The 20264-nt window shown below is 65.0% G+C and carries 14 protein-coding genes; 10 read left to right on the top strand and 4 right to left on the bottom strand.

Annotated features, from left to right (window positions below):
- Positions 1 to 313: 313 nt before the first annotated feature.
- A complete protein-coding gene (locus HWE01_RS17240) occupies positions 314 to 3271 on the top strand; it encodes a PAS domain-containing hybrid sensor histidine kinase/response regulator (RefSeq protein WP_241822404.1) in 2958 nt (985 codons plus the stop codon).
- 50 nt (positions 3272 to 3321) lie between these two features.
- Here HWE01_RS17240 and HWE01_RS17235 read toward each other — a convergent pair whose 3' ends face one another.
- Entirely contained in the window at positions 3322 to 4182 is an 861-nt protein-coding gene (locus HWE01_RS17235; protein WP_241822403.1) for an IclR family transcriptional regulator, read from the bottom strand.
- Positions 4179 to 4979 (bottom strand): IclR family transcriptional regulator, encoded by an 801-nt coding sequence (locus tag HWE01_RS17230; RefSeq protein WP_241822402.1) that lies wholly within the window; start codon positions 4977 to 4979, stop codon positions 4179 to 4181. Before HWE01_RS17230 ends, HWE01_RS17235 begins: the two co-directional genes overlap by 4 nt.
- Before the next feature lie 339 nt (positions 4980 to 5318).
- On the opposite strand from HWE01_RS17230, the gene HWE01_RS17225 reads away from it, so the two are divergent.
- The 6 genes from HWE01_RS17225 (at position 5319) to HWE01_RS17200 (ending at position 13239) form a co-directional block, all read left to right on the top strand.
- On the top strand, positions 5319 to 6278 hold the full coding sequence (locus HWE01_RS17225; RefSeq protein ID WP_008325343.1) for an MBL fold metallo-hydrolase: 960 nt from the start codon (positions 5319 to 5321) through the stop codon (positions 6276 to 6278).
- Positions 6279 to 6332: 54 nt separating this feature from the next.
- The gene (locus tag HWE01_RS17220) at positions 6333 to 8078 is read left to right on the top strand and encodes an FAD-dependent oxidoreductase (protein ID WP_008325342.1); all 1746 of its coding nucleotides are present in this window, start codon (positions 6333 to 6335) and stop codon (positions 8076 to 8078) included.
- Between the two features lie 41 nt (positions 8079 to 8119).
- Positions 8120 to 8347 carry a DUF2783 domain-containing protein gene (locus HWE01_RS17215; protein WP_008325340.1) on the top strand — a complete coding sequence of 76 codons (228 nt, stop codon included), beginning with the start codon at positions 8120 to 8122 and terminating at the stop codon, positions 8345 to 8347.
- 67 nt (positions 8348 to 8414) lie between these two features.
- Positions 8415 to 9782, top strand: a complete 1368-nt coding sequence (locus HWE01_RS17210) for an MFS transporter (protein WP_008325338.1) — start codon at positions 8415 to 8417, stop codon at positions 9780 to 9782.
- Between the two features lie 359 nt (positions 9783 to 10141).
- Complete coding sequence (locus HWE01_RS17205; protein ID WP_008325334.1) at positions 10142 to 11887, top strand: ABC transporter permease; 1746 nt, start codon at positions 10142 to 10144, stop codon at positions 11885 to 11887.
- 14 nt (positions 11888 to 11901) lie between these two features.
- The gene (locus HWE01_RS17200; RefSeq protein ID WP_008325332.1) at positions 11902 to 13239 is read left to right on the top strand and encodes an ABC transporter ATP-binding protein; all 1338 of its coding nucleotides are present in this window, start codon (positions 11902 to 11904) and stop codon (positions 13237 to 13239) included.
- A 39-nt stretch (positions 13240 to 13278) separates the two neighbouring features.
- Here the strand turns inward: HWE01_RS17200 and HWE01_RS17195 are convergent, their stop codons facing one another.
- Both HWE01_RS17195 and HWE01_RS17190 read right to left on the bottom strand, forming a co-directional pair.
- Complete coding sequence (locus tag HWE01_RS17195) at positions 13279 to 14925, bottom strand: methyl-accepting chemotaxis protein (RefSeq protein WP_008325330.1); 1647 nt, start codon at positions 14923 to 14925, stop codon at positions 13279 to 13281.
- A gap of 328 nt (positions 14926 to 15253) precedes the next feature.
- Positions 15254 to 16708 carry an MFS transporter gene (locus HWE01_RS17190; protein WP_008325328.1) on the bottom strand — a complete coding sequence of 485 codons (1455 nt, stop codon included), beginning with the start codon at positions 16706 to 16708 and terminating at the stop codon, positions 15254 to 15256.
- Between the two features lie 141 nt (positions 16709 to 16849).
- Between HWE01_RS17190 and HWE01_RS17185 the strand changes: the two genes are divergently transcribed.
- The 3 genes from HWE01_RS17185 to HWE01_RS17175 all read left to right on the top strand — a co-directional run bounded on the left by HWE01_RS17185 (position 16850) and on the right by HWE01_RS17175 (position 20241).
- Entirely contained in the window at positions 16850 to 17800 is a 951-nt protein-coding gene (locus HWE01_RS17185) for a LysR family transcriptional regulator (protein ID WP_241822401.1), read from the top strand.
- A 22-nt stretch (positions 17801 to 17822) separates the two neighbouring features.
- The gene (gloA2, locus tag HWE01_RS17180) at positions 17823 to 18215 is read left to right on the top strand and encodes an SMU1112c/YaeR family gloxylase I-like metalloprotein (RefSeq protein WP_175344270.1); all 393 of its coding nucleotides are present in this window, start codon (positions 17823 to 17825) and stop codon (positions 18213 to 18215) included.
- 145 nt (positions 18216 to 18360) lie between these two features.
- Positions 18361 to 20241: an AI-2E family transporter gene (locus tag HWE01_RS17175; protein WP_008325318.1), complete on the top strand. Its 1881-nt coding sequence runs from the start codon at positions 18361 to 18363 to the stop codon at positions 20239 to 20241.
- Positions 20242 to 20264: the final 23 nt, after the last annotated feature.

The raw sequence follows: 20264 nt of genomic DNA, 5'->3' as shown, positions 1-20264 counted from the left end.
TGTACGCCGCGACCAGGGCGTCATGAGGGCTGGGCATCAGCCAAGCAACCATTTGTCATCCGGGCATTGATTATAGGGGCGCCGGGGCTGCTGCAAAGTCAGGAAAAGCCCGATGTAAACCCGCTTTCCGGGTAATGGCGCGACGCCAGGGAGACAGCCGGAACGCATCGTTCAGCCGGCCCTGGCGAGCAATTGCCGGGGAGGAACTTGCGCAGGTCTTTTTCCGTTGGCTGCCGCAAAACGGGCGCTTGTCCTACAGCATCCTCACAGACGCTCATCTACAATCGGGCGTAACCAGAAATCAAGGTACGCCATGTCCGAGCTTTTCCCTCGTGCCGATCCCTTGTGGCCTGCCGCCGGATCCGCCGTTGCCATCGTCCCTGCCGTCCTCCCCGCCGCCTACTTTGCGGTGGATGCACAGTGGCGCCTGGTTTATATCGATGATGCAGCGCGCACGCTGCTGGAGGCATCACCACCCCCGACGGACTCCTCGCGCGGCGCTGCCGGGCTACTCGGTGCCATCCTCTGGCAAGCCTGGCCGACGCTGACGGGCGGTGATCTTGAAACCTGCCTGCGTGCCACGCTCGAAGATGGCCACAGCCGCCACTGCTTACATACGCCGGCCGGACAGGCGCGACCCTATGAGGTCATCTGCTGTCGGCAGGCGCACGGCCTTGCGGTCAGCCTGCGGGCCGACCTGCACCCACCCTTGCCAGAGCGGCAGCAGCGGATCGACCACATGTTGCACGAAAGCCAGACGCGCTTTCGCCTGATGACCAGCGCCATTGCCCAGATCGTCTGGATAGCCGATGCCGACGGCAGCCTCGAATTCATCAATGACCAATGGCGCCAACATACCGGCGAGATCACTCCCGAAGGGCTAGGCAACCTGGAGGCCATGATCGCGCGCCACATCCACCCCGAGGACCAGTCGCACACCCTGCAGGCCTGGCAGGAAGCACGTAGCGCCTGCCAGGAGTTGGCCATTGAGCACCGCATCGGCGATGCTCACGGGCAATACCGCTGGTTCCTCACACGCGCCAAACCGCAACTGGATGCAGGGGGGCGACAAGTCCTGCACTGGTATGGCACCTCCACCGACATCCATGTACAGAAGCAAGCCATCGCCGAACTGGCGCGCCTGACACGCGAATCCGAACAACGTCGGCGCTTCTACGAAACATTCCTTTCCACGACTCCCGACCTGGCCTACGCCTGGGATCTCCATCACCGGTTCACCTACGCCAACCGCGTCTTGCTGCAGATGTGGGGCAAGACCTGGGATGAGGCCATCGGCAAGAACTGCCTGGAACTTGGCTACGAGCCCTGGCACGCCGAGATGCACAGCCGCGAGATCGAACAGGTGCGCGCCACCAAGCGCCCCGTGCGCGGCGATGTACCCTTCAACGGGACCTTCGGTCGGCGCATCTATGACTACATCCTCTTCCCGGTGCTGGGTCCGGATGGCGAAGTCGAGGCGGTGGCCGGGTCTACCCGCGACGTCACCGAGCGCAAGAACAGTGAGGCGCGCCAGCACGCCCTGTTCCGCCTGGCCGAGGCGATCCGCGCAGCCGAATCGCTGGGCGCCATCGCCAGCGCAGCGGCCCACGTCATCGGCGAGGCCCTGACGGCACGCTGGGTCAGCTACAAGTCGCTGGGACCTGCGCAGCAGGTCGACGAGCTGGGCCAGTGGACGTTCCATCCGGAAGACGGCACCGTCGCTGCCCTGGCCCTGCATGATGAACGGCGACTGGCGCAGGCCTGGCGTAGCCGTAGCGTGGTATTGGTCGGCGATGTCGCCAGCGATGCGCGCGCGGCCGCTCTGAAAGAGGAGCACCTGGCCTGCGGCATGGCGTCCTACATGGATGTGCCACTCATTGAAGGGGGCGAACTGGTGGGCATTGTGCACGTGAGCAGCAATGTGCCGCGCACCTGGACCGACAACGAACTGAACCTGGTGCGTGAAGTCAGCCAGCAGACCCGTGCCGCCTTCGAGCGTATCCGCAACCAGCAGGCGCTGGCCGCCAGCGAAGCACGACTACGCGAGATCAATGAATCGCTGGAAGCGGAAGTCAGCGCCCGCACCAGAGAACTGATGGCCACCGAGGAAGCCTTGCGCCATTCACAGAAGATCGAGGCCATCGGCCAGTTGACAGGCGGCCTGGCACATGACTTCAACAACCTGCTGGGAGGCATCACCGGCAGCCTGGACCTGATGCGGGTGCGGCTGGTGCAGGGACGCGGCGACGAGTTGTTCCGCTACATCGACCTGGCCGCGCGCAGCGCGCAACGCGCGGCTTCGCTCACGCAGCGGCTACTGGCCTTTGCGCGACGGCAGACCCTGGCACCGCGCGCCACCAGCGTCAACGCCCTCATTGGCGGCATGGAAGAACTGATCCGCCGCACCATCGGTCCGTCCATCTCGCTGGAAGTGGTCACGGCAGTTGCCCTGTGGCCGACCTTCGTGGACGGACCGCAACTGGAAAGCGCCCTGCTGAACCTGTGCATCAATGCTCGCGATGCCATGCCCGAGGGCGGACGTCTGACCATCGAGACCGCCAACAAGTGGCTCGAGGGTACATGGGCGCAGGAGCGCGACCTGGCACCGGGTCAGTATGTCTGCGTCTCGGTCACCGACAACGGCACGGGCATGCCGCCAGACGTGCTGGCGCGGGCCTTCGATCCCTTCTTCACCACCAAGCCCCTCGGTGAAGGCACCGGCTTGGGCCTGTCCATGGTGTACGGCTTCGCGCGCCAATCAGGCGGGCAGGTGCGGTTGTATTCGGAAGTCGGCCAGGGCAGTACGGTCTCCATCTACCTGCCGCGCCATCAGGATGAGATCCCCACCGAGGAAGCCGAACTCACCGACGCCCCCGCAGCGTCCGGCAGTGGTGAAGTGGTCCTGGTGGTTGACGATGAAGCCCCGATCCGCCTGCTGGCGGCGGAGGTGCTCAACGAGGCCGGCTATACCACCCTGCAGGCCGACGATGGCCCTGCGGCGCTGCGCATCCTGCATTCGGCTGCCCGTATCGACCTGCTCATTACCGATGTAGGACTGCCTGGCGGGCTCAACGGTCGCCAGGTGGCCGATGCAGCCCGGGCGACGCGGCCACAGCTGCAAGTGCTCTTCATTACCGGCTATGCCGAAAACGCCGCCTTCGGCAACGGGCATCTCCCCTGCGGCATGCAGCTGCTGACCAAGCCGTTCAAGATGGACACGCTGGCGCGGCGCGTCCAGGAGATCCTGGATAGCCGCACCATGTCAGAATGAAAAAAAATCAACAATATAAATTATATAAACGATATATACGATCCTAACGCCTATTCGGGCGCCATCGGCGCAGCCTGTTCGAAGGCGCCCAGGCGCCATGACACGGTATGGGCTGCCGCCCGCAGCAGCTGTGCCACCTCACCCTCGATGGCCGTATCAAAGCTGCCGCTGCTGCCCATGACGGCCATCACCAGCGCCAGTTGTCCGGCGTGATTGAATACTGGCGCAGCCAGGGTATGGATCCCCGGCACCGGTCGCCCCAGCGCCTGGTCCATGGCCTGCAGGCGGATCTGGCGCAGCCGTTCGGCGTAGTCGTGGCGCAGGTTGCCATCGGCATGGCAGACGCTGTCGGGATGGGCGCCTTCCATGCGGATCGCATCCATGGCCAGCGCACCGGCCAGCATGTCTGATGGCAGGTGTGCGGCACACACACGTCCAATGGCGGTATGTACCATCGACAGCACCGTACCGATGCGCAGGCTTACGTGCTGCGGTCGCGAAGATTCCTCCAGCCGCACTACCGTCGGGCCCAGCGGCCCGACCACGGCCAGCGCCACCGAAAGGCCCGTGGCCTGGGCCAGCGGAGCCACCTCGGCCTCAGCCTCACGCAGGGGTGAGAGTCGCTGCAGGGCCGCCAGCCCCAGTTCCAGCGAAAGCGTACCGGGGAAGAAACTGCCCTGGGCATCGCGCGCCAGCAAGCCGATCTTCTGCAGACTCACCAGGTGCGGAAAGGCCTTGGCTGCCGGCATCCCGGCCAGTCTGGCCAGGTCGCCCAGCGGGAGCGGCCGTCCGGCTTCCAGCAAGGCATCGAGCAGGGCGCCGGTGCTGTCGAGCGACTGGATACCGCGCTGACTGCGCTCACCTTCCTGATCGCTCTCCACCGTGGTCAAGGCGTGCGGCGTACTCTTCATGGGACAAACTCCCCTTCCTCGTCGGTCTGTTCTGCAGCCGCCAGCGTGGCCGCGATGGCCTCGATGCAGCTGCGCAACTGGCGCGCCACCACGCCGCGCCAGCCGGTATCGATGACACCACTGGGCCCGATCACGGTCACCAGCAGCAGCAACTGCTGCCGTGCATCCAGCAAGGGCATGCACAGACTGCTCACGCCCGGACTGGGCAGGTCGACCGCGCGCTCCATACCGCGCTTGCGGATGGCATCGAGTTCTTGCTGGACATGCTTGAGCCGGCCCTTCGGCTGGGCGGGATGCTGCACCTCCCACAGAGCCTGCCAGTCGGCATGTGGGGTAAAGGCGCAGTAGGTGCGTCCGGTGGCGGTTTCCGAGAGGGCCATGACGGTGCCCACATGCAGGTTCACGTGCAGTGGCTTGCCGGCATGGGCGTAATGCACGATGGTCGGGCCGGCCGGCGTGGGCAGGGTGACCGCCACGCTCAGGCCGGTCTCCTGGCTCAGTTGACGGACCTGCGGCAAGGCCTGGCGATAGGCCGGTTCCCGGGCAAGCCGCGCCATGCCCAAACGCAGGGCCAGCGGGCCGGATTCATAGTAGCCCTCGCCGGGGGTGCGTTTGATCAGGCCCAGCCTGAGCAGACTCACCAGGTAGGTATGGGCTTGCGCCGAGGACAATTCGGCCGCAGCCGCCAGCGCCACCAGCGGCAACGGCTGGCGCGCCTGGGCCAGCGCCTGCAACAGGCGCCCGGCCACTTCCACGCTCTGGATGCCGCGTTGTGTCTTGACGGGGGATGCGCTCATCCGATGATTCCAAGGTTTCTGATGACGGGCAATGGCAGCGACAAGCATTGCTGCGCGTCCGGCTGCCCTGCGATACGAGACCCTGGATTCTAATCCAACTCCCGTCCGGCAAGACATCCTCCACGTCATGGTGCAGAAAACGTCAATTAACTTCTGACAAGCGTATTTGCTATTGACTAATCAAAACGCGCTGACTAAGATGCGATCAACCTGCTTGCCGCAGGCAACAACAACAAGATTTGACCCGCATTGATCCAAGACGGGTTGGACGGAGACTCCCCCGATGGCACACGCCATGTCCAGCCGCGTCCCCACCCAACGAACCAGAACGAGGCAGACATGGCCAAGGCTTTTGCATCCCAGGCGGATCTCGACGCCAAGAAGATCACCTTTGAACGCATCTCGGAAAACGCCTACGCGTACACCGCCGAGGGCGATCCCAACTCCGGCGTCATCATCGGCGACGACAGCGTGATGGTCATCGACACCACCGCCACCCCGGCCATGGCGCAGGACCTGATCGCGCGCATCCGCAGCGTGACCGACCTGCCCATCAAGTACGTGGTGCTGACGCACTACCACGCCGTGCGCGTGCTGGGCGCCTCGGCCTATTTCAAGGAAGGCGGCGAGCAGGTCATCGCCAGTCGCGGCACCTACGAGATGATCGTCGAGCGTGGCGAGGCCGACATGAAGTCCGAGATCGAGCGCTTCCCGCGCCTGTTCGCCGGGGTGGAAACGGTGCCCGGCCTGACCTGGCCGACCATGGTCTTCGAGAAGGAAATGACGATCTTCATGGGTCAGCTGGAAGTGAAGATCGCCCATCTCGGCCCCGGTCACACCAAGGGCGATACGGTGGTGTGGATCCCCGGTCAGAAGGTGCTGTTCTCGGGCGATCTGGTGGAATACGACGCCGCCTGCTACTGCGGCGATGCCCAGCTGGAACCCTGGCCGGCCACGCTCGATGCCCTGGCGGCCCTGCAACCGGAAGCCCTGGTCCCCGGCCGCGGGCCGGCGCTGCAAGGGCGCGAGCAGGTCACGCAGGCCATCGCCTATACCAGGGATTTCGTCTCCACCCTGCTGCGCGCGGGGCGCGAAGCCGTGGCCGGCAAGATGGGGCTCAAGGAGGCCATGGCGCACACCCGCAAGTTGATGGATCCCAGGTTCGGCCAGGTCTTCATCTATGAACACTGCCTGCCCTTCGATGTCACGCGGGCCTATGACGAGGCCTCCGGCATCACCCATCCGCGCATCTGGACGGCAGAACGCGACAAGGAAATGTGGGCCGCACTGCAAGCCTGAGCGCACCGCAAGCGCCCGCAGTCAGAAGAGAAAAGAACAGCGAGGAGACCGGCCATGAACCCCAGCCCAGCCATTGATTATCAGCAGCAACGTTTCAGCTATCAGCCCTGCCCGGAGCAAACCAGACCCGCCGGCGCCGCCGTGCATCCGGTGGTCGTCGTCGGCGCCGGCCCGGTCGGGCTGGTGACCGCCATCGACCTCGCCCGGCAGGGCATTCGCGTCGTGCTGGTCGATGACGACGATACGCTCTCCACCGGCTCGCGGGCGATCTGCTTTGCCAAGCGCACGCTGGACATCTTCGACCGCATCGGTTGCGGCCAGCGCATGATGGACAAGGGCGTGGGCTGGCATCGCGGCAAGGTGTTCCTGCGCGAGGAGGCCATCTACGAATTCGACCTGCAGCCCGAAAGTGGCCACGCGCGGCCGGCCTTCATCAACCTGCAGCAGTACTACGTGGAAGGCTACCTGCTGGAACAGGCGCGCAGCCATGACCTCATCGAGCTGCGCTGGAAGAGCCGGGTCAGCGCCATCGCGCATCACGCCGACCACGAAGTGCTGACGGTAGAAACCCCGGAGGACAGCTACCAGCTCAAGGCGCGCTACGTGGTGGCAGCCGATGGCTCGCGCAGCCCCCTGCGTCGGATGATGGGACTGGAAAGTGTGGGCCACACCTTCCGCGACCGCTTCCTCATCGCCGACGTCAAGATGGAAGCGCCCTTCCCGGCCGAACGCTGGTTCTGGTTCGATCCGCCCTTCCATCCCAACCAGTCGGTGCTGCTGCATCGCCAGCCCGATGATGTCTGGCGCATCGATTTCCAGCTCGGCTGGGACGCCGATCCGGTCCTGGAGAGAACGCCCGAACGCGTGATCCCGCGCGTGCAGGCGCTGCTGGGCAAGCAGGCGCAATTCACCCTGGAATGGGTGAGCGTCTATACCTTTTCCTGTGTGCGCATGGACAGCTTCCGTCATGGCCGCGTCCTGTTCGTGGGCGACGCCGCGCACTGCGTCTCGCCCTTCGGTGCGCGCGGTGCCAACAGCGGCGTGCAGGATGCCGAGAACCTGGCCTGGAAGCTGGCCTTCGTCCTGCAGGGCAAGGCGCCCGAAAGCCTGCTGGACAGCTACGCCAGCGAGCGCCAATACGCCGCTGACGAGAACCTGCTCAACTCCACCCGCTCCACCGACTTCATCACGCCCAAGAGCGCCGTCAGCCGCCGCTTCCGCGATGCCGTGCTGGGGCTGGCGCGTGAGCATGTGTTCGCGCGCAGACTGGTCAACAGTGGCCGCCTGTCACTGCCCGCCACCCTGCACGACTCCCCCTTGAGCACCCGCGACAGTGCCCCTTTCCAGGGGGCCATGCAGGCCGGGGCCCCCTGTACCGATGCCCCTGTCTCGATGGACACCATGCCGGGCTGGCTGCTACCCCATCTGGGCGACCAGTTCGTGGCCATGATCTTCGCCCCGGCTGCCGCCCTGCCCGCCGTCCTGCTGCCGGCACTGGCCCGACTGACCGACAACGGGGTGCCGCTACGCCTGCTGTTTGTCAGCGGCGTCGCGACCACCGCCGCCGACCGTGCCGTGCTGGCAACCCTGGGCCCCGACGCCGTCCAGGTGGAGGACATCGAGGGCCTGGTGGCACAACGCTATGACGGCCAGCCGCACACCTGCTATCTGATCCGTCCGGACCAGCACGTCTGCGCCCGCTGGCGCGGGATAGACGCGTCGGCGCTGGAACACGCCCTGCAGCGCGCCACCGGCCACAGCCACGACACCCTGTCCACGGCCGAACTGGATGCCGCCTGAACCCATCGCAAAACCACCCGCCCCTTCAACAAGGAGACACCATGAGCCTCAACACCGCGCCCAATCTGACGCACCCCGATGACTTCTACGAAGCCCTCATCGAAATCCATCGCGGCCTGGACGATGCCGCCAGCCAGGACCTCAATGCCCGCCTGATCCTGCTGCTGGCCAACCACATCGGCGGCCACGACGTGCTGATCGAGGCCATGCAGCGCGCCCGCGCCGGCCTGGCCCCGGCAGCCTCGGCGACGCTGGCCGAAGCGGCCTGAGCCATATCCATCCTTCCTCGACATCCACAAGAGCGCCGCCACAGGCGCCTATCCAACGGAGACATTCATGATGACCCCATCCCAGGGCGCCGGCACGCTGGCCGCCCCTTCCGCGCTCGATCTGGGCGTGGCGGCCGAAGACGCGATTTATCGCAAGGTCTGGCTGCGCATCATTCCCTTTCTCTTCATCTGTTACGTAGTGTCCTTCCTGGACCGTATCAACATCGGCTTCGCCCAGTTGCAGATGAAGCAGGATCTCGGCTTCAGCGACGCCATGTATGGTCTGGGCGCGGCCGTGTTCTATGTCGGCTACGTCCTGTGCGAAGTGCCCAGCAACATGCTGCTGGCACGTTTTGGCGCACGCCGCACCTTTTCCCGCATCATGGTGCTGTGGGGGCTGGCATCGGTGGGCATGATGGCAGTCAACGATGCCACGCACTTCTACATCCTGCGCTTCCTGCTGGGCGTATTCGAAGCCGGTTTCTTCCCCGGCATCGTGCTCTATCTCAGCTACTGGTTTCCGGCGCAGCGCCGCGCGGCGGTGATGGCGATCTTCTTTGCCGGGGTGGCGGTGGCGGGGGTATTGGGCGGACTGGTCTCGGGCTGGATCATGCGTGACATGGCTGGCGTGATGGGTCTGTATGGCTGGCAGTGGATGTTTGCCATCGAAGGTGCACCAGCGGTGGTGCTGGGCCTGCTGGTGATTTTCCTGCTGCCCGACGGACCGGCACAGGCCAGGTGGCTGACCCCGCAAGAAGCCGGTTTTCTGCAGACCCGCCAAAACCAGGAAGCGCTGCGTACCCATCATGTGAGACCGCATTCGCTGATGGCGCTCAGGCAGGCGCTGTCGCATCCTCAGACCTACCTGTTCGCCTTCATCTACTTTGCGCTGACCTGCGGCTCACTCACGCTGAACTTCTGGATGCCACTGATGATTCGCGACTTCGGCATCAAGGATGTGGTCGAGGTCTCGCTCTATACGGTCATCCCCAACGCCATCGGCGCCATCGGCCTGATCCTGATCGCGCGCCGCTCGGACCGCCGCAACGAGCGTCACGGCCACTTCCTGGTGTGCACCACCGGCGGTGCGCTGGCGCTGGCCGCGCTGACCCTGCATCCTTCCAGCTTTGCGGTCTCGCTGGGACTGCTGTCGATGGCGGCGGTGCTGATCTTTGCGGCCCTGCCGATCTTCTGGTCGCTGCCGCCCGGACTGCTCCCGAGCCAGACCATCGCACCGGGCATCGCCTTCATCTCCAGCGTGGGCATCACCAGCGGCATCGTCAGCCCCTGGCTGATCGGTCTGGTCAAGACGCGCACCGGCAATATCGATATCGCGCTGTATATCCTGGCGGGATTGCTGTTGCTCAGTGGCTTGACGATGTGGACGATGATTCCACGCAGAGCGACGCAGGAAGGGCCGCAGCATCGCGCCTGAAACGATCCGGCGGTCCGGGGAGAAAAGCCGTCCTGCGAGAGCAGGGCGGCTTTTTTTACTATCGACATGCGAGACGCATCGGATCGCGTACGGTTCGCGTCAGCCGGGATGACAGTCCGTGCGTTAAGCGTCCACCCGGTCGCGTCAGGCAGTCAAGCAAATGTCGGCATCCGGGAAGGTGGTCAAGAAACTGTCAGAATTCCTTGCTACAGTGGCGCCGCCGGTCCCGGGGGGCGACTGATCCATCAGGCAGGGATCGCGCACGACCGGATTGAAGCCGTTGACCACGTCTTGCCCAGCCACGAACGCTACCACCGCGACCAACACCAACACCGCCATCCAGCCTCGCCGCCATGACAATGAAGACCACCTCGCCGCAACTGACGGCCTATGAAGAAGTCAAGCCTGGCTTCGGCTGGATCGATGCGCTGGTGCTGGCGGTGCTGTTCGGCCTGCTGTGGAGCGCGCTGCACTTCGGCCGTGGCATGCTGGTGCACTTCGACCCGTCCGACCAGCTGGAGGTCGACAGCTCGCCCGCCATGATCCCCTATTACGCCGGCCGCACCCTGCTGCGCATGTGGATCGCCTTTGCTTTCTCGCTCTTCTTCGCCATCGGCACCGGCTACCTGGCCGCCAAGAGCCGCCGTGCGCGCGCCCTCATCCTGCCTGCGCTGGACATCCTGCAATCGGTGCCGGTGCTGGGTTTCCTCTCGGCCACCGTGGCCGGTTTCATGGCGCTGTTCCCGGGTAGCCTGATGGGCGTGGAATGCGCGGCCATCTTCGCCATCTTCACCGGCCAGGTGTGGAACATGGCCTTCGGCTTCTATCACTCCATGGTCACCATCCCGACCGACATGCAGGAAGCCGCTACCACCTATCGCCTGACCGCCTGGCAGCGCTTTCGCACCGTGGAGCTGCCGGCATCGGCACACAGCCTGATCTGGAACTCGATGATGTCCTTCGGCGGCGGCTGGTTCTTCGTGGCGCAGAGCGAAGCCATCAGCGTCATGAACAAGGACCTGAAGCTGCCCGGCCTGGGTTCCTACATGGCGCAGTCCATCGCCCAGGGCGACCATACGGCAGCCCTGTGGGCGGTCATCGCCATGCTGGCGCTGATCCTGGTGAGCGACCAGCTGGTGTGGCGGCCACTGCTGGCCTGGGCCGACAAGTTCAAGATCGAACTGACCGAATCGAGCTCGCCGCCGACCTCTTGGGTGTATGACCTGCTGCGCGGTTCCTACGTCTTTACCTGGCTCGATGAGAAATGCTGGCAGCCGCTGGGTGACTGGCTGGCGCGTCATCGTCCCGCCACCTCGGCAGCGCTCACGCCGGCGCGCATCACCCGCCAACGCTGGACCAAACGCGTGTTGACCGGCGCGATCTGCGGCCTGCTGATCTTCGAAGCCCTGCGCGGACTGGTCGCGGCCATCGATGCGCTGCACGGCGCGATGAGCTGGAGCCTGTTCGGTCACATCGTCTGGCTGGGCTTCCTGACCATGCTGCGGGTGCTGGCCATGACCGTCATCGCCACCCTGATCTGGACCCCGGTGGGAGTATGGATAGGCTCCAAGCCGCACATCGCCCGCTTCGCGCAACCGCTGGCGCAGATCGGCGCATCCTTCCCCGTCAACATGACCTTCCCGCTGGTGGTGGGCTGGTTCGTCGCGGCCAACGTCAGCATGAACTGGGGCAGCATCCTGTTGATCGCCATGGGCACGCAGTGGTACATCCTCTTCAACGTGATCGCAGGCGCCATGGCCATTCCCAATGACTTGAAGGAAGCCGCACGCATGTACGGACTGTCACGCTGGAACCTGTGGAAGACGCTGATCCTGCCGGCCATCTTCCCGTTCTGGGTGACCGGTGCATGTACCGCCGCCGGGGGGGCCTGGAACGCCTCCATCGTGGCCGAGCTGGCCAGTTGGGGGGATGTCTCGCTCAAGGCCGATGGCCTGGGCGCCTATATTTCGGCAGTCACCAAGTCCGGTGACACGCCTCTCATCATCGCCAGCATCGGCGTGATGTCGATGTTCGTCGTGCTGATGAACAAGTTTGTCTGGCGTCGCCTGTATGCCTTCGCCGAACGCCGTTTCCGCCTCGATTGATCGTGAGCCAACCCATGACACCCTCGCAACAACGCCCTGCCGTCGCCGAACTGTGCGCGGTCAGCAAATCCTACAATACCGCCGGCGGCCACGAGCTCAAGGTGCTCGACAACATCGACCTGGCCGTCCACGAAGGCGAACTGCTGGCGCTGCTGGGCCAGTCCGGCTCGGGCAAGTCGACCATCCTGCGCTGCCTGACCGGCCTGGTGGAACCCAGCTCGGGCCACACCATGGCCGCCGGCAAACAGCTCAATGGTGTCAATCGTGATGCGTCGGTGGTGTTCCAGACCTTCGCCCTCTATCCCTGGCTGACCGTGGAACAGAACGTGGCCGTAGGCCTGATGTCGCACAATCCGACCCGCGAGGAACGCGACGCGGCGGTCGACCGCGCCATCGAACTGATCGGCCTGGGCAACTACCATAGCGCCTATCCGCGCGAACTCTCGGGCGGCATGCGCCAGCGCGTGGGCATTGCACGGGCGCTGGTCTCCAAGCCCAAGCTCTTGTGCCTGGACGAAGCCTTCAGCGCCCTGGACGTGCTGACCGCCGAAAACCTGCGCCAGGAACTCATCAGCCTGTGGCGCGCACCGGACAGCGGCCTGACCTCCATCTTCATGGTTACCCACAACATCGAGGAAGCGGTGGAAATGGCCACCCGCATCGTCGTGGTGTTCCCGCGTCCGGGTCGCCTGGGTCTGGTGCTGGAGAACCCGCTACCCTATCCGCGCGACTCCAAGAGCCCGGAATTCCAACGTCTGGTCAACATCATCCACGAAGCCATCACCACCCTGACGCTGCCCGACCTGCCGCCGGAAGTGCACGTGCCGGGTGAGCCGATCTCGCGCGGACGCAAGCGCATGGAATCCATCCCGCTGATCCCGGTGGGGCAGATCCTGGGCCTGATGAGCCTGTTGAACGACGAACCGGAGTTGAACAACATCTACGACATCTCCGACGAGATCGGCAAGGAATTCGGCGAGACCATCGCGACCGTGAAGGCCGCAGAGATCCTGGAACTGGTGGACACCCCCAAGCAGGAGGTCTACCTGACCGATCTCGGCCGCCGCTTCGTGGCGGCCGACCGCCAGGGACAGCGCGCCATCTTTGCCGAGCAGGTCTACAAGCTGCGCATCTTCCACATCATCCTGGCGGTGCTGGGCGAGGCCGAGGAGATCGAGGCCGAGCGCGTATTGAAGGACATCGGCAGCGCCCTGCCCTATGACAATCCTGAAAAGACCTTCGAGACCATGATCGCCTGGGGCCGCTATGCCGGTCTCATGGATTACAACGCCAAGAGCGGCATGGTGTTCGTGCCCAAGGACGAGGACGAGGACGACGGCCCCCAAGGCTGAGTGCCGCCCCCCTGCCGCTTCGCTCTCTCGGTATCGGTCTCAGTGCAGGGCCGCCAGCGGCGCGCTCTGCAAGGCCGGTGCCGTCGGGCTTGCGGGTGCGTTGTCGGTCATGGTCGAGGCATCCTGGCGAATCTTGAAGACCGACACCACCTTCAGCAAACCCGAGGCCTGCTGCGACAGCGACTGCGCCGCCGCACTGGCCTGTTCCACCAGCGCTGCATTCTGCTGGGTCACCTGATCCATCTGCACGATGGCGGTATTGATCTGCTCGATACCGCTGCCCTGCTCCTGGGTGGCAGTGGAAATCTCGTTCATGATCTCGCCGAAGCGCTGCACCGAAGCCACGATGCCGCTCATCTGCTGACCGGCGCTGGCCACCAGTTGCGAGCCCGCCCCCACGTGTGCCATCGATTCACCGATCAGATCCTTGATCTCCTTGGACGCCACGGCGCTGCGTTGTGCCAGCGAGCGCACCTCCGAGGCCACCACCGCAAAGCCGCGCCCCTGCTCGCCGGCGCGGGCCGCTTCCACAGCCGCATTCAAGGCGAGGATATTGGTCTGGAAGGCGATGCCTTCGATCACGCCGATGATGTCGGCCATCTTGCCGGAACTGGCCGAAATCTTGTCCATGGTCGAGACCACGCGATCAAAGGCTTCGCTGCCGCTGGCGGCCGTCTGCGCCGCACCGCCCGAGAGGCGCAAGGCTTCGCTGGCATGGCTGGTGTTCTGGCGCACGGTGGTGGTCAGCTCTTCCATGCTGGCGGCGGTTTCCTCCAGCGAGGCCGCTTGTTCTTCCGTACGTTGCGAGAGGTCGAAATTGCCCTGGGCAATCTGGCCACTGGCCACCGAAATCGTCTCGGCCGCCGACTTGATGCCGTGTGCAATTACGTTCAACTGATAACGCATCTGCTCGATCGACGCCATGAGGCTGGCGCCGTCGCCCTCGCGCAGACGCACCGTGGCCGTGAGATCGCCCGAGGCAATCTCGCGCGCGACGGCCTGCGCTTCCGATGGTTCGGCCCCGAGCTGGCGCAGGATGCTGCGCGCGATCATCGCCGAGGCGACCACGCCCGCGAGCAAGGCCAGCGCCACCGCGCTGAGCATGATGGAACGAAGCCAGGCATAGGTGCTGCGGGCACTGGCGGCAGCGTCGTCGTTGAGCTGGTCTTCGAATTCGGCCAGTTCGGTCAGCGACTTGATCCAGGCCTGCTGCTTGGGCCGCACTTCGGTGATGAGCACCTTGACGGCATCGGCCGGCTGGTTGTCCAGCCCCAATTGCAGCGCCTTGGCCATCAACGGCACGGCGGCCGCCTCGTCGGACCTGATCTGGGCCAGCAACTGTTTCTCGCGCTCGCTGGTGGCCGCTTCGGTGTTGAACATCTTGTCCAGCGCGAGCAAGGCATCGCCATAGATCTTTTCCTGGCGCGCCAGCGTCTGCGCTTCTACGCGCATGCCTTCCTGGTCATCGAGCAGGGCAATGTTGCGAATGGCGATGGCGCGCTGGCTCAGTGCGTTGCGCATGGTGGCAACCAGCCTGGTTTCGGCATTGTTGACGGAGGTGATGTCGCTGAGGGCATCATTGATGCGCGACATGCCCGCCATGCCCAGCAAGGAAATGCCCAACAGAAACACGAGAATCAGGCCGAAGCCCAATGCCAGCCTGGTCACGACTTTCAACTTGCCCATGGTATTGCCCCCTTTTGTGGTATCCCCCGGCCGATGCAGGATGAGGCCGGAGAGAGTTGGACGGAGCTTGCAAGGGTGGACTGCGAAACCTGAACGCTTGAGTGGGGCGAGGAGGATGAAACGGGACGCTGTTGTGCTTGTAATTCGCCCTGGGTGGCAGTCGGCACGCCGGCAAGCAAAAGCAGTCTATGCTCCCGCCTGCCGGGACAAAGCGAGAATCAGCGAGGATTTAAGGGCTCACTAAAAAGTTACCAATTTGGGTACATTTCAGTCAAGGATGAGTTCCAGGGAGCTTGACGTTTTCTGCACCATGGCTCGCAAATGCAGATCAGGCGGGCGATTGCGCCTTGCGACGCAGGCGGCTGGCGCTCACTGCCGTAGCCAGCGCGGTGGCCAGGACCGCGACCCACAGGGCAAGACGGATCGCCTCGCCATCCTGCGTCGCACTCATCTTGAGCTCACCTTGGGCCACCGCACCGGCGGTGTAGATCGCCAGGATCGTGCCCAGCATGGCCGCGCCCAGGCACTGGCCGAAGGTACGCATGATGGCCAGCACGCCCGAGGCATTGCCACTGCGCTCGCGGGTGACATTGGAGAGCATCTCGCGATTGTTGGGGCTCTGGAAGAAACCGAAGCCCATGCCGCACACCAGTGCACGCCAGCCGATGTCCCAGGCCTGGGCGTGATCGGGCAGCAAGGCCAGCAAGCCCAGCCCGACCGTAAAGAGCGCCAGGCCCAGGCTCGACAGCAACGCCGGAGAATGACGGTCGGCCAGCTTGCCTGCATGCGGCGCCACCAGCACGATACCCAGCGGCCACGGGGTGAACAGTGCTGCCGATTCAAAGGCGGTGTATCCATAGCCGTTCTGGAACAGGAAGGGCAAGGCCACGAAAGCGATGCCCTGCCCCACGAAGGACGCCAGCGAGGTCAGTGCGGCCAGCGAGAAACGTGCATTGGCAAAGATGTCCAGCGGCAACAGCGGTTCCGGTACACGGCGCTGGCCGCGCACGAAGGCGGTACCGGCCAGCAGCGCCACCAGGGCGTAGGCTGCCGCCTCCAGCATGGCGTGGGTACCCTGGCCCGGTTCGGCAAAGCGCGCACAGGTATCGGCCGCCATGATGATGGCGCCCATGGCCAGCGCCGACCACAGCGCACCGGCCACGTCGAAGGGCGCCTGCGCCGGCTTGCGTGTTTCCGGAATGGCGCTCCACGACAGCAGCACGGCGAGGATGCCCAGCGGCACGTTGATGAGGAAGATCCATTCCCAGCCCAGCGCAGCCAGCAAGGTGCCGCCCAGTACCGGACCGATGGCGGTACTGGCCGCCACCAGCACGGCATTGAGGCCGAGGATGCGCCCCAGCAGGCGGTTGGGAAAGACGGTGCGATGAATGGCCGGCGCAATGCTCAGCATGGCTGCACCGCCCAGGCCCTGCAACACGCGCATGGCAATGAGCAGGTCCACCGAGTGCGACAATGCACAGCCCAGCGAGGCCAGCGTGAAGACAGCCAGCCCCGCGGTGAACTGGGAGCGGAAGCCCAGTCGCGACGACAAGGCGGCGAAGGCGGCCAGCGTCATGGCCGTAGCCAGCAGGTAGGCATTGGCGACCCATACCGAGGCGGCGGCCGAGGTCTGCAGGGCCTGGCTGATCTGCGGGAGGGCCACGTTGATGATGGTGCCGTCGAAGACGGCCATGGTGGTGGCCGTCATCACGGCCAGCATGGCGCGGCGGCGCTGTACGCCCGGCAGGCCTTCGTCGCCGGGCAGATCGGAAAAGAGTGACATGGAGATCGCTTGGGAAGATCGAATCAGGTCTTCACTATAGCCAGCCGCGAGACAAGGCGGAAGACGCACGGCCTGCATTGGATCATTGCATGCAACGCCATGTCTCCAATCATGTCTGCCACCGCATGCTAGGATGCCGTCATGCCCGATACCGACCTCAACCTGCTGATCGCCCTCGATGCCCTCATCGCCGAAGCCAGCGTGGCCGGGGCTGCGCGCCGCCTGGGCCTGAGTGCCTCGGCCATGAGCCGCACCCTGACCCGCCTGCGCCAGGCCACCGGCGACCAGTTGCTGGTACGGGCCGGACGACAGATGGTGCTGACTCCCTGCGCAGAAGCCCTGCGCGAACGGGTGCGCAATGTGGTGCACGAAGCCCGATCGGTCTTGCGTCCCTCGGTACCGGAACTGGACCTGGCCCGGCTGGAGCGGGATTTCACCCTGCGCGCCAATGAAGGCTTCATCGAAGCCTGCGGTGCCGCACTCATCAGTGCCGTGGCGGCAGAGGCCCCGCTGGTGCGGCTGCGCTTCGCGCCCAAGGTGGAGCGCAGTCCGCTGCCACTGCGCGAAGGCAGTGCCGACATCGAGATCGGCGTGGCCAGCGAGATGGGACCGGAGGTGCGTCTGCAAACCCTGTTTCGTGATCGCTTCGTGGGTGCGGTACGCATCGGACATCCATTGGCCGCCTTGCGCCGCGTCAGTGCCGAGCGCTATTGCGCCCACGAGCATGTGAGCGCCTCGCCACGAGGCGAGCGCAACGGCCCCATCGATGCCGCGCTGGCCGGGCGCGGCCTGGTGCGCAAGGTGGTGGCAGTCGTGCCCAGCTTTCCGGGCGCGCTGGCGGTGGTGCGTTGCTCCGACCTGGTGACCATGGTGCCCTACTCCTTCCTGACCCAGGCGGGGGCACCGCGCAAGGATGGCAGTGCCTCCGGCATCCATCTGTTCGAACTGCCGGTGGCCACCGACCCCATCATCGTCTCGCTGATGTGGCATCCCCGCGTGGAGCTGGACCCGGCCCATCGCTGGCTGCGCGACAAGGTGCGCGCGGTCTGCGCCGGGCTGGCGCAGCGTGGCCCCAAGGGCCGTCCCGGCTGAACCCTCTTTCTGAAAGCATCCCATGCAGCTGCAAGGCATCCATCATGTGGCCCTCATCTGTTCCGACTATGCGGCCTCCCGCGCGTTCTACGTCGATCTGCTGGGCCTGCGCGTGATTGCCGAACATTACCGCGACGCACGCGACTCGTGGAAACTGGACCTGGGCCTGCCCGACGGTACGCAGATAGAACTGTTCTCCTTCCCCGCCCCACCGTCGCGTCCTTCGCGTCCCGAGGCCTGCGGTCTGCGCCATCTGTCCTTTGCGGTCGCCGACGTCGCCGCCAGCAAGGCCGAATTGGAAGCCCGTGGCGTGGTCGTGGAAGAGATCCGCGTGGATGAATACACGGGCCGGCGCTTCACCTTCTTCGCCGACCCGGATGGCCTGCCGCTGGAATTGTATGAAGTGTCGCGCTGAACCACCCCCTCTGCAAGCCTCGCTGCACCTGATGTTGCGGGGCATGGTGCAGAAAACGTCAAGGCGCGATGCGCGCACTGCAAGGGCAAGGGCTATACTCGCGCTGCATCGCTGACCGGCCCGCCTTCCTGCCCTCATCCTCTCCATGCAAAACCTCAAGACTTCCGCCTTCTCGCGCCTGAATTCCACCACCCTCCTGGGGGCGGCCGTGGTACTGGGCATGCTCTACTTCGGCCGCGACATCCTGGCCCCGCTGGCAGTGGCCGGCATTGCCAGCCTGATCATCCTGCCGCTGGTGAGGAAGCTCGCCGCCCTGGGCCTGAACCGGGCTGCCGCCGCCATGGTATCGGTGCTGCTGGTGGGCGGCTGCCTGGTGGCACTGGCGGTGGTGCTGACCTTCCAGCTGGTGAGCGTAACCAGCGATCTGCCGCAATACCGCGAAGCCATCCAGGACAAGGTAGAAAGCGTGCGTGCCATGACCGAGCGTCCCTTCGCCCGGCTGGAGGCCGAACTGAGCGCGGTGATCCCGCAGCCGCTGCCGGAGAGCGCGCGCAGCGGCAAGAAGAACAGTCGTGCCGCCGCTGCAGCAGCAGCCGCCGCCGCGCCCGAAACCGATACCCGCATGTCGGTGCGCGGGGCCTTGCGGCGCCTCTTTGCGCTGGCCTGGGGACCGATCGGCCAGGCCGGCATCGTGCTGGTCTTGCTGGTGTTCATCCTGCTGGAACAGGAATCCCTGCGCGAACGCCTGATCCGCCTGGCCGGGCTGACCGAGATGAGCCGCACCATGCAGGCACTGGGCGATGCGGCAGAGGGCGTATCGCGTTTCTTCTTTTCACAGTTCCTGGTCAACCTGGTGTTCGGCCTCATCATGGGTGCGGTGCTGGCCGCCGGGGGCGTACCGCATGCGGTGCTCTGGGGCGCGCTGGCCGGGGTGCTGCGCTTCGTCCCCTACCTGGGTGCACTGGCCTCGGGCCTGATGATCTCGATCTTCATCGCCGCCATCGATCCGGGCTGGTGGCTGGCGCTGTCTTTCCTGGCGTTCTATGTGGGGCTGGAAGTGATCGTGGCCAATTTCATCGAACCGCGCGTGTATGGTCACAGCTCGGGCCTCTCGCCGCTGGCGGTGATCGTCTCGGCGCTGTTCTGGGGCACGCTGTGGGGGCCCATCGGCCTGCTGCTCTCCACTCCGCTGACGCTGTGCCTGGTGGTGGCCGGGCGCCATGTGTCGGCCCTGGAACCGATCACCATCCTGCTGGGCGAGGCGCCCGACATGACACACGCCGAGCGTTTCTACCAGCGTGCCCTGGCCGGTGAATCGGACGCCATCATCCGCGATGCCCGCACGCATCTGCAGAAGCAGAGCTTTGCCAAGTACTGCGACCAGATCCTGCTGCCCGGCCTGGCCCTGGCGGCGCTGGATTTGCGCCATGGTCGCATCGAAGGAGCGCAGCAGGAGCGTCTGCTGCATGCGGTCTCGCAGTTGACCGAAGTGCTCACGCAAAGTCCCGGCGCGCCGCGCAGCCTGCGTCGGCGCCGCGAGGTACCTCTGCTCAACAGCAGCGTCGGTGCGCATCTGCGTGAACTGCGCCAGGCGCGGCTGGGACGCTGGCAGGGTTCGCTGGATGTGCCGCAAGGGTCGGTGGTGCTGTGCGGTGGCTTGCGCCATGAGCGCGATGACCTGCTCTCCGAACTGCTGGTGCATGCGTTGCGCGTGACCGGCATTGATGCCCGCAGCATCACGCTGGACCAGCCCGAGGAAGGACCGCCCGATACCAGCAAGGCCGAACTGGTGTCCATCGTGTTCCTTGTCTATCCGGTGCGAGAGAAACTGGACGCCTGGATGGGGGTAGTACGCGACCTGCGCGAGAACCTGCCGCATGCGCTGCTGGTAACGATTCGTCCGTCCTTCTTCAACGAGGAAGTCGAGGCCGCGACCGTGAAGGAACAGGTGGACATGGTGCTGTCGTCCTTCGAGGAAGGGCTGGCATTTGCGTCTACGCACATGCGGCCGGCAATCAAGGTCTGAGCCTGGCCAGACGCAGCAAAAAA

It is taken from the genome of Herbaspirillum sp. C7C8, assembly GCF_022627875.1.
Lineage (GTDB): Bacteria > Pseudomonadota > Gammaproteobacteria > Burkholderiales > Burkholderiaceae_D > Herbaspirillum.
The sequence above is the reverse complement of the archived record's forward strand: the minus strand, read 5'-3'. Positions and strand labels throughout refer to the sequence as shown.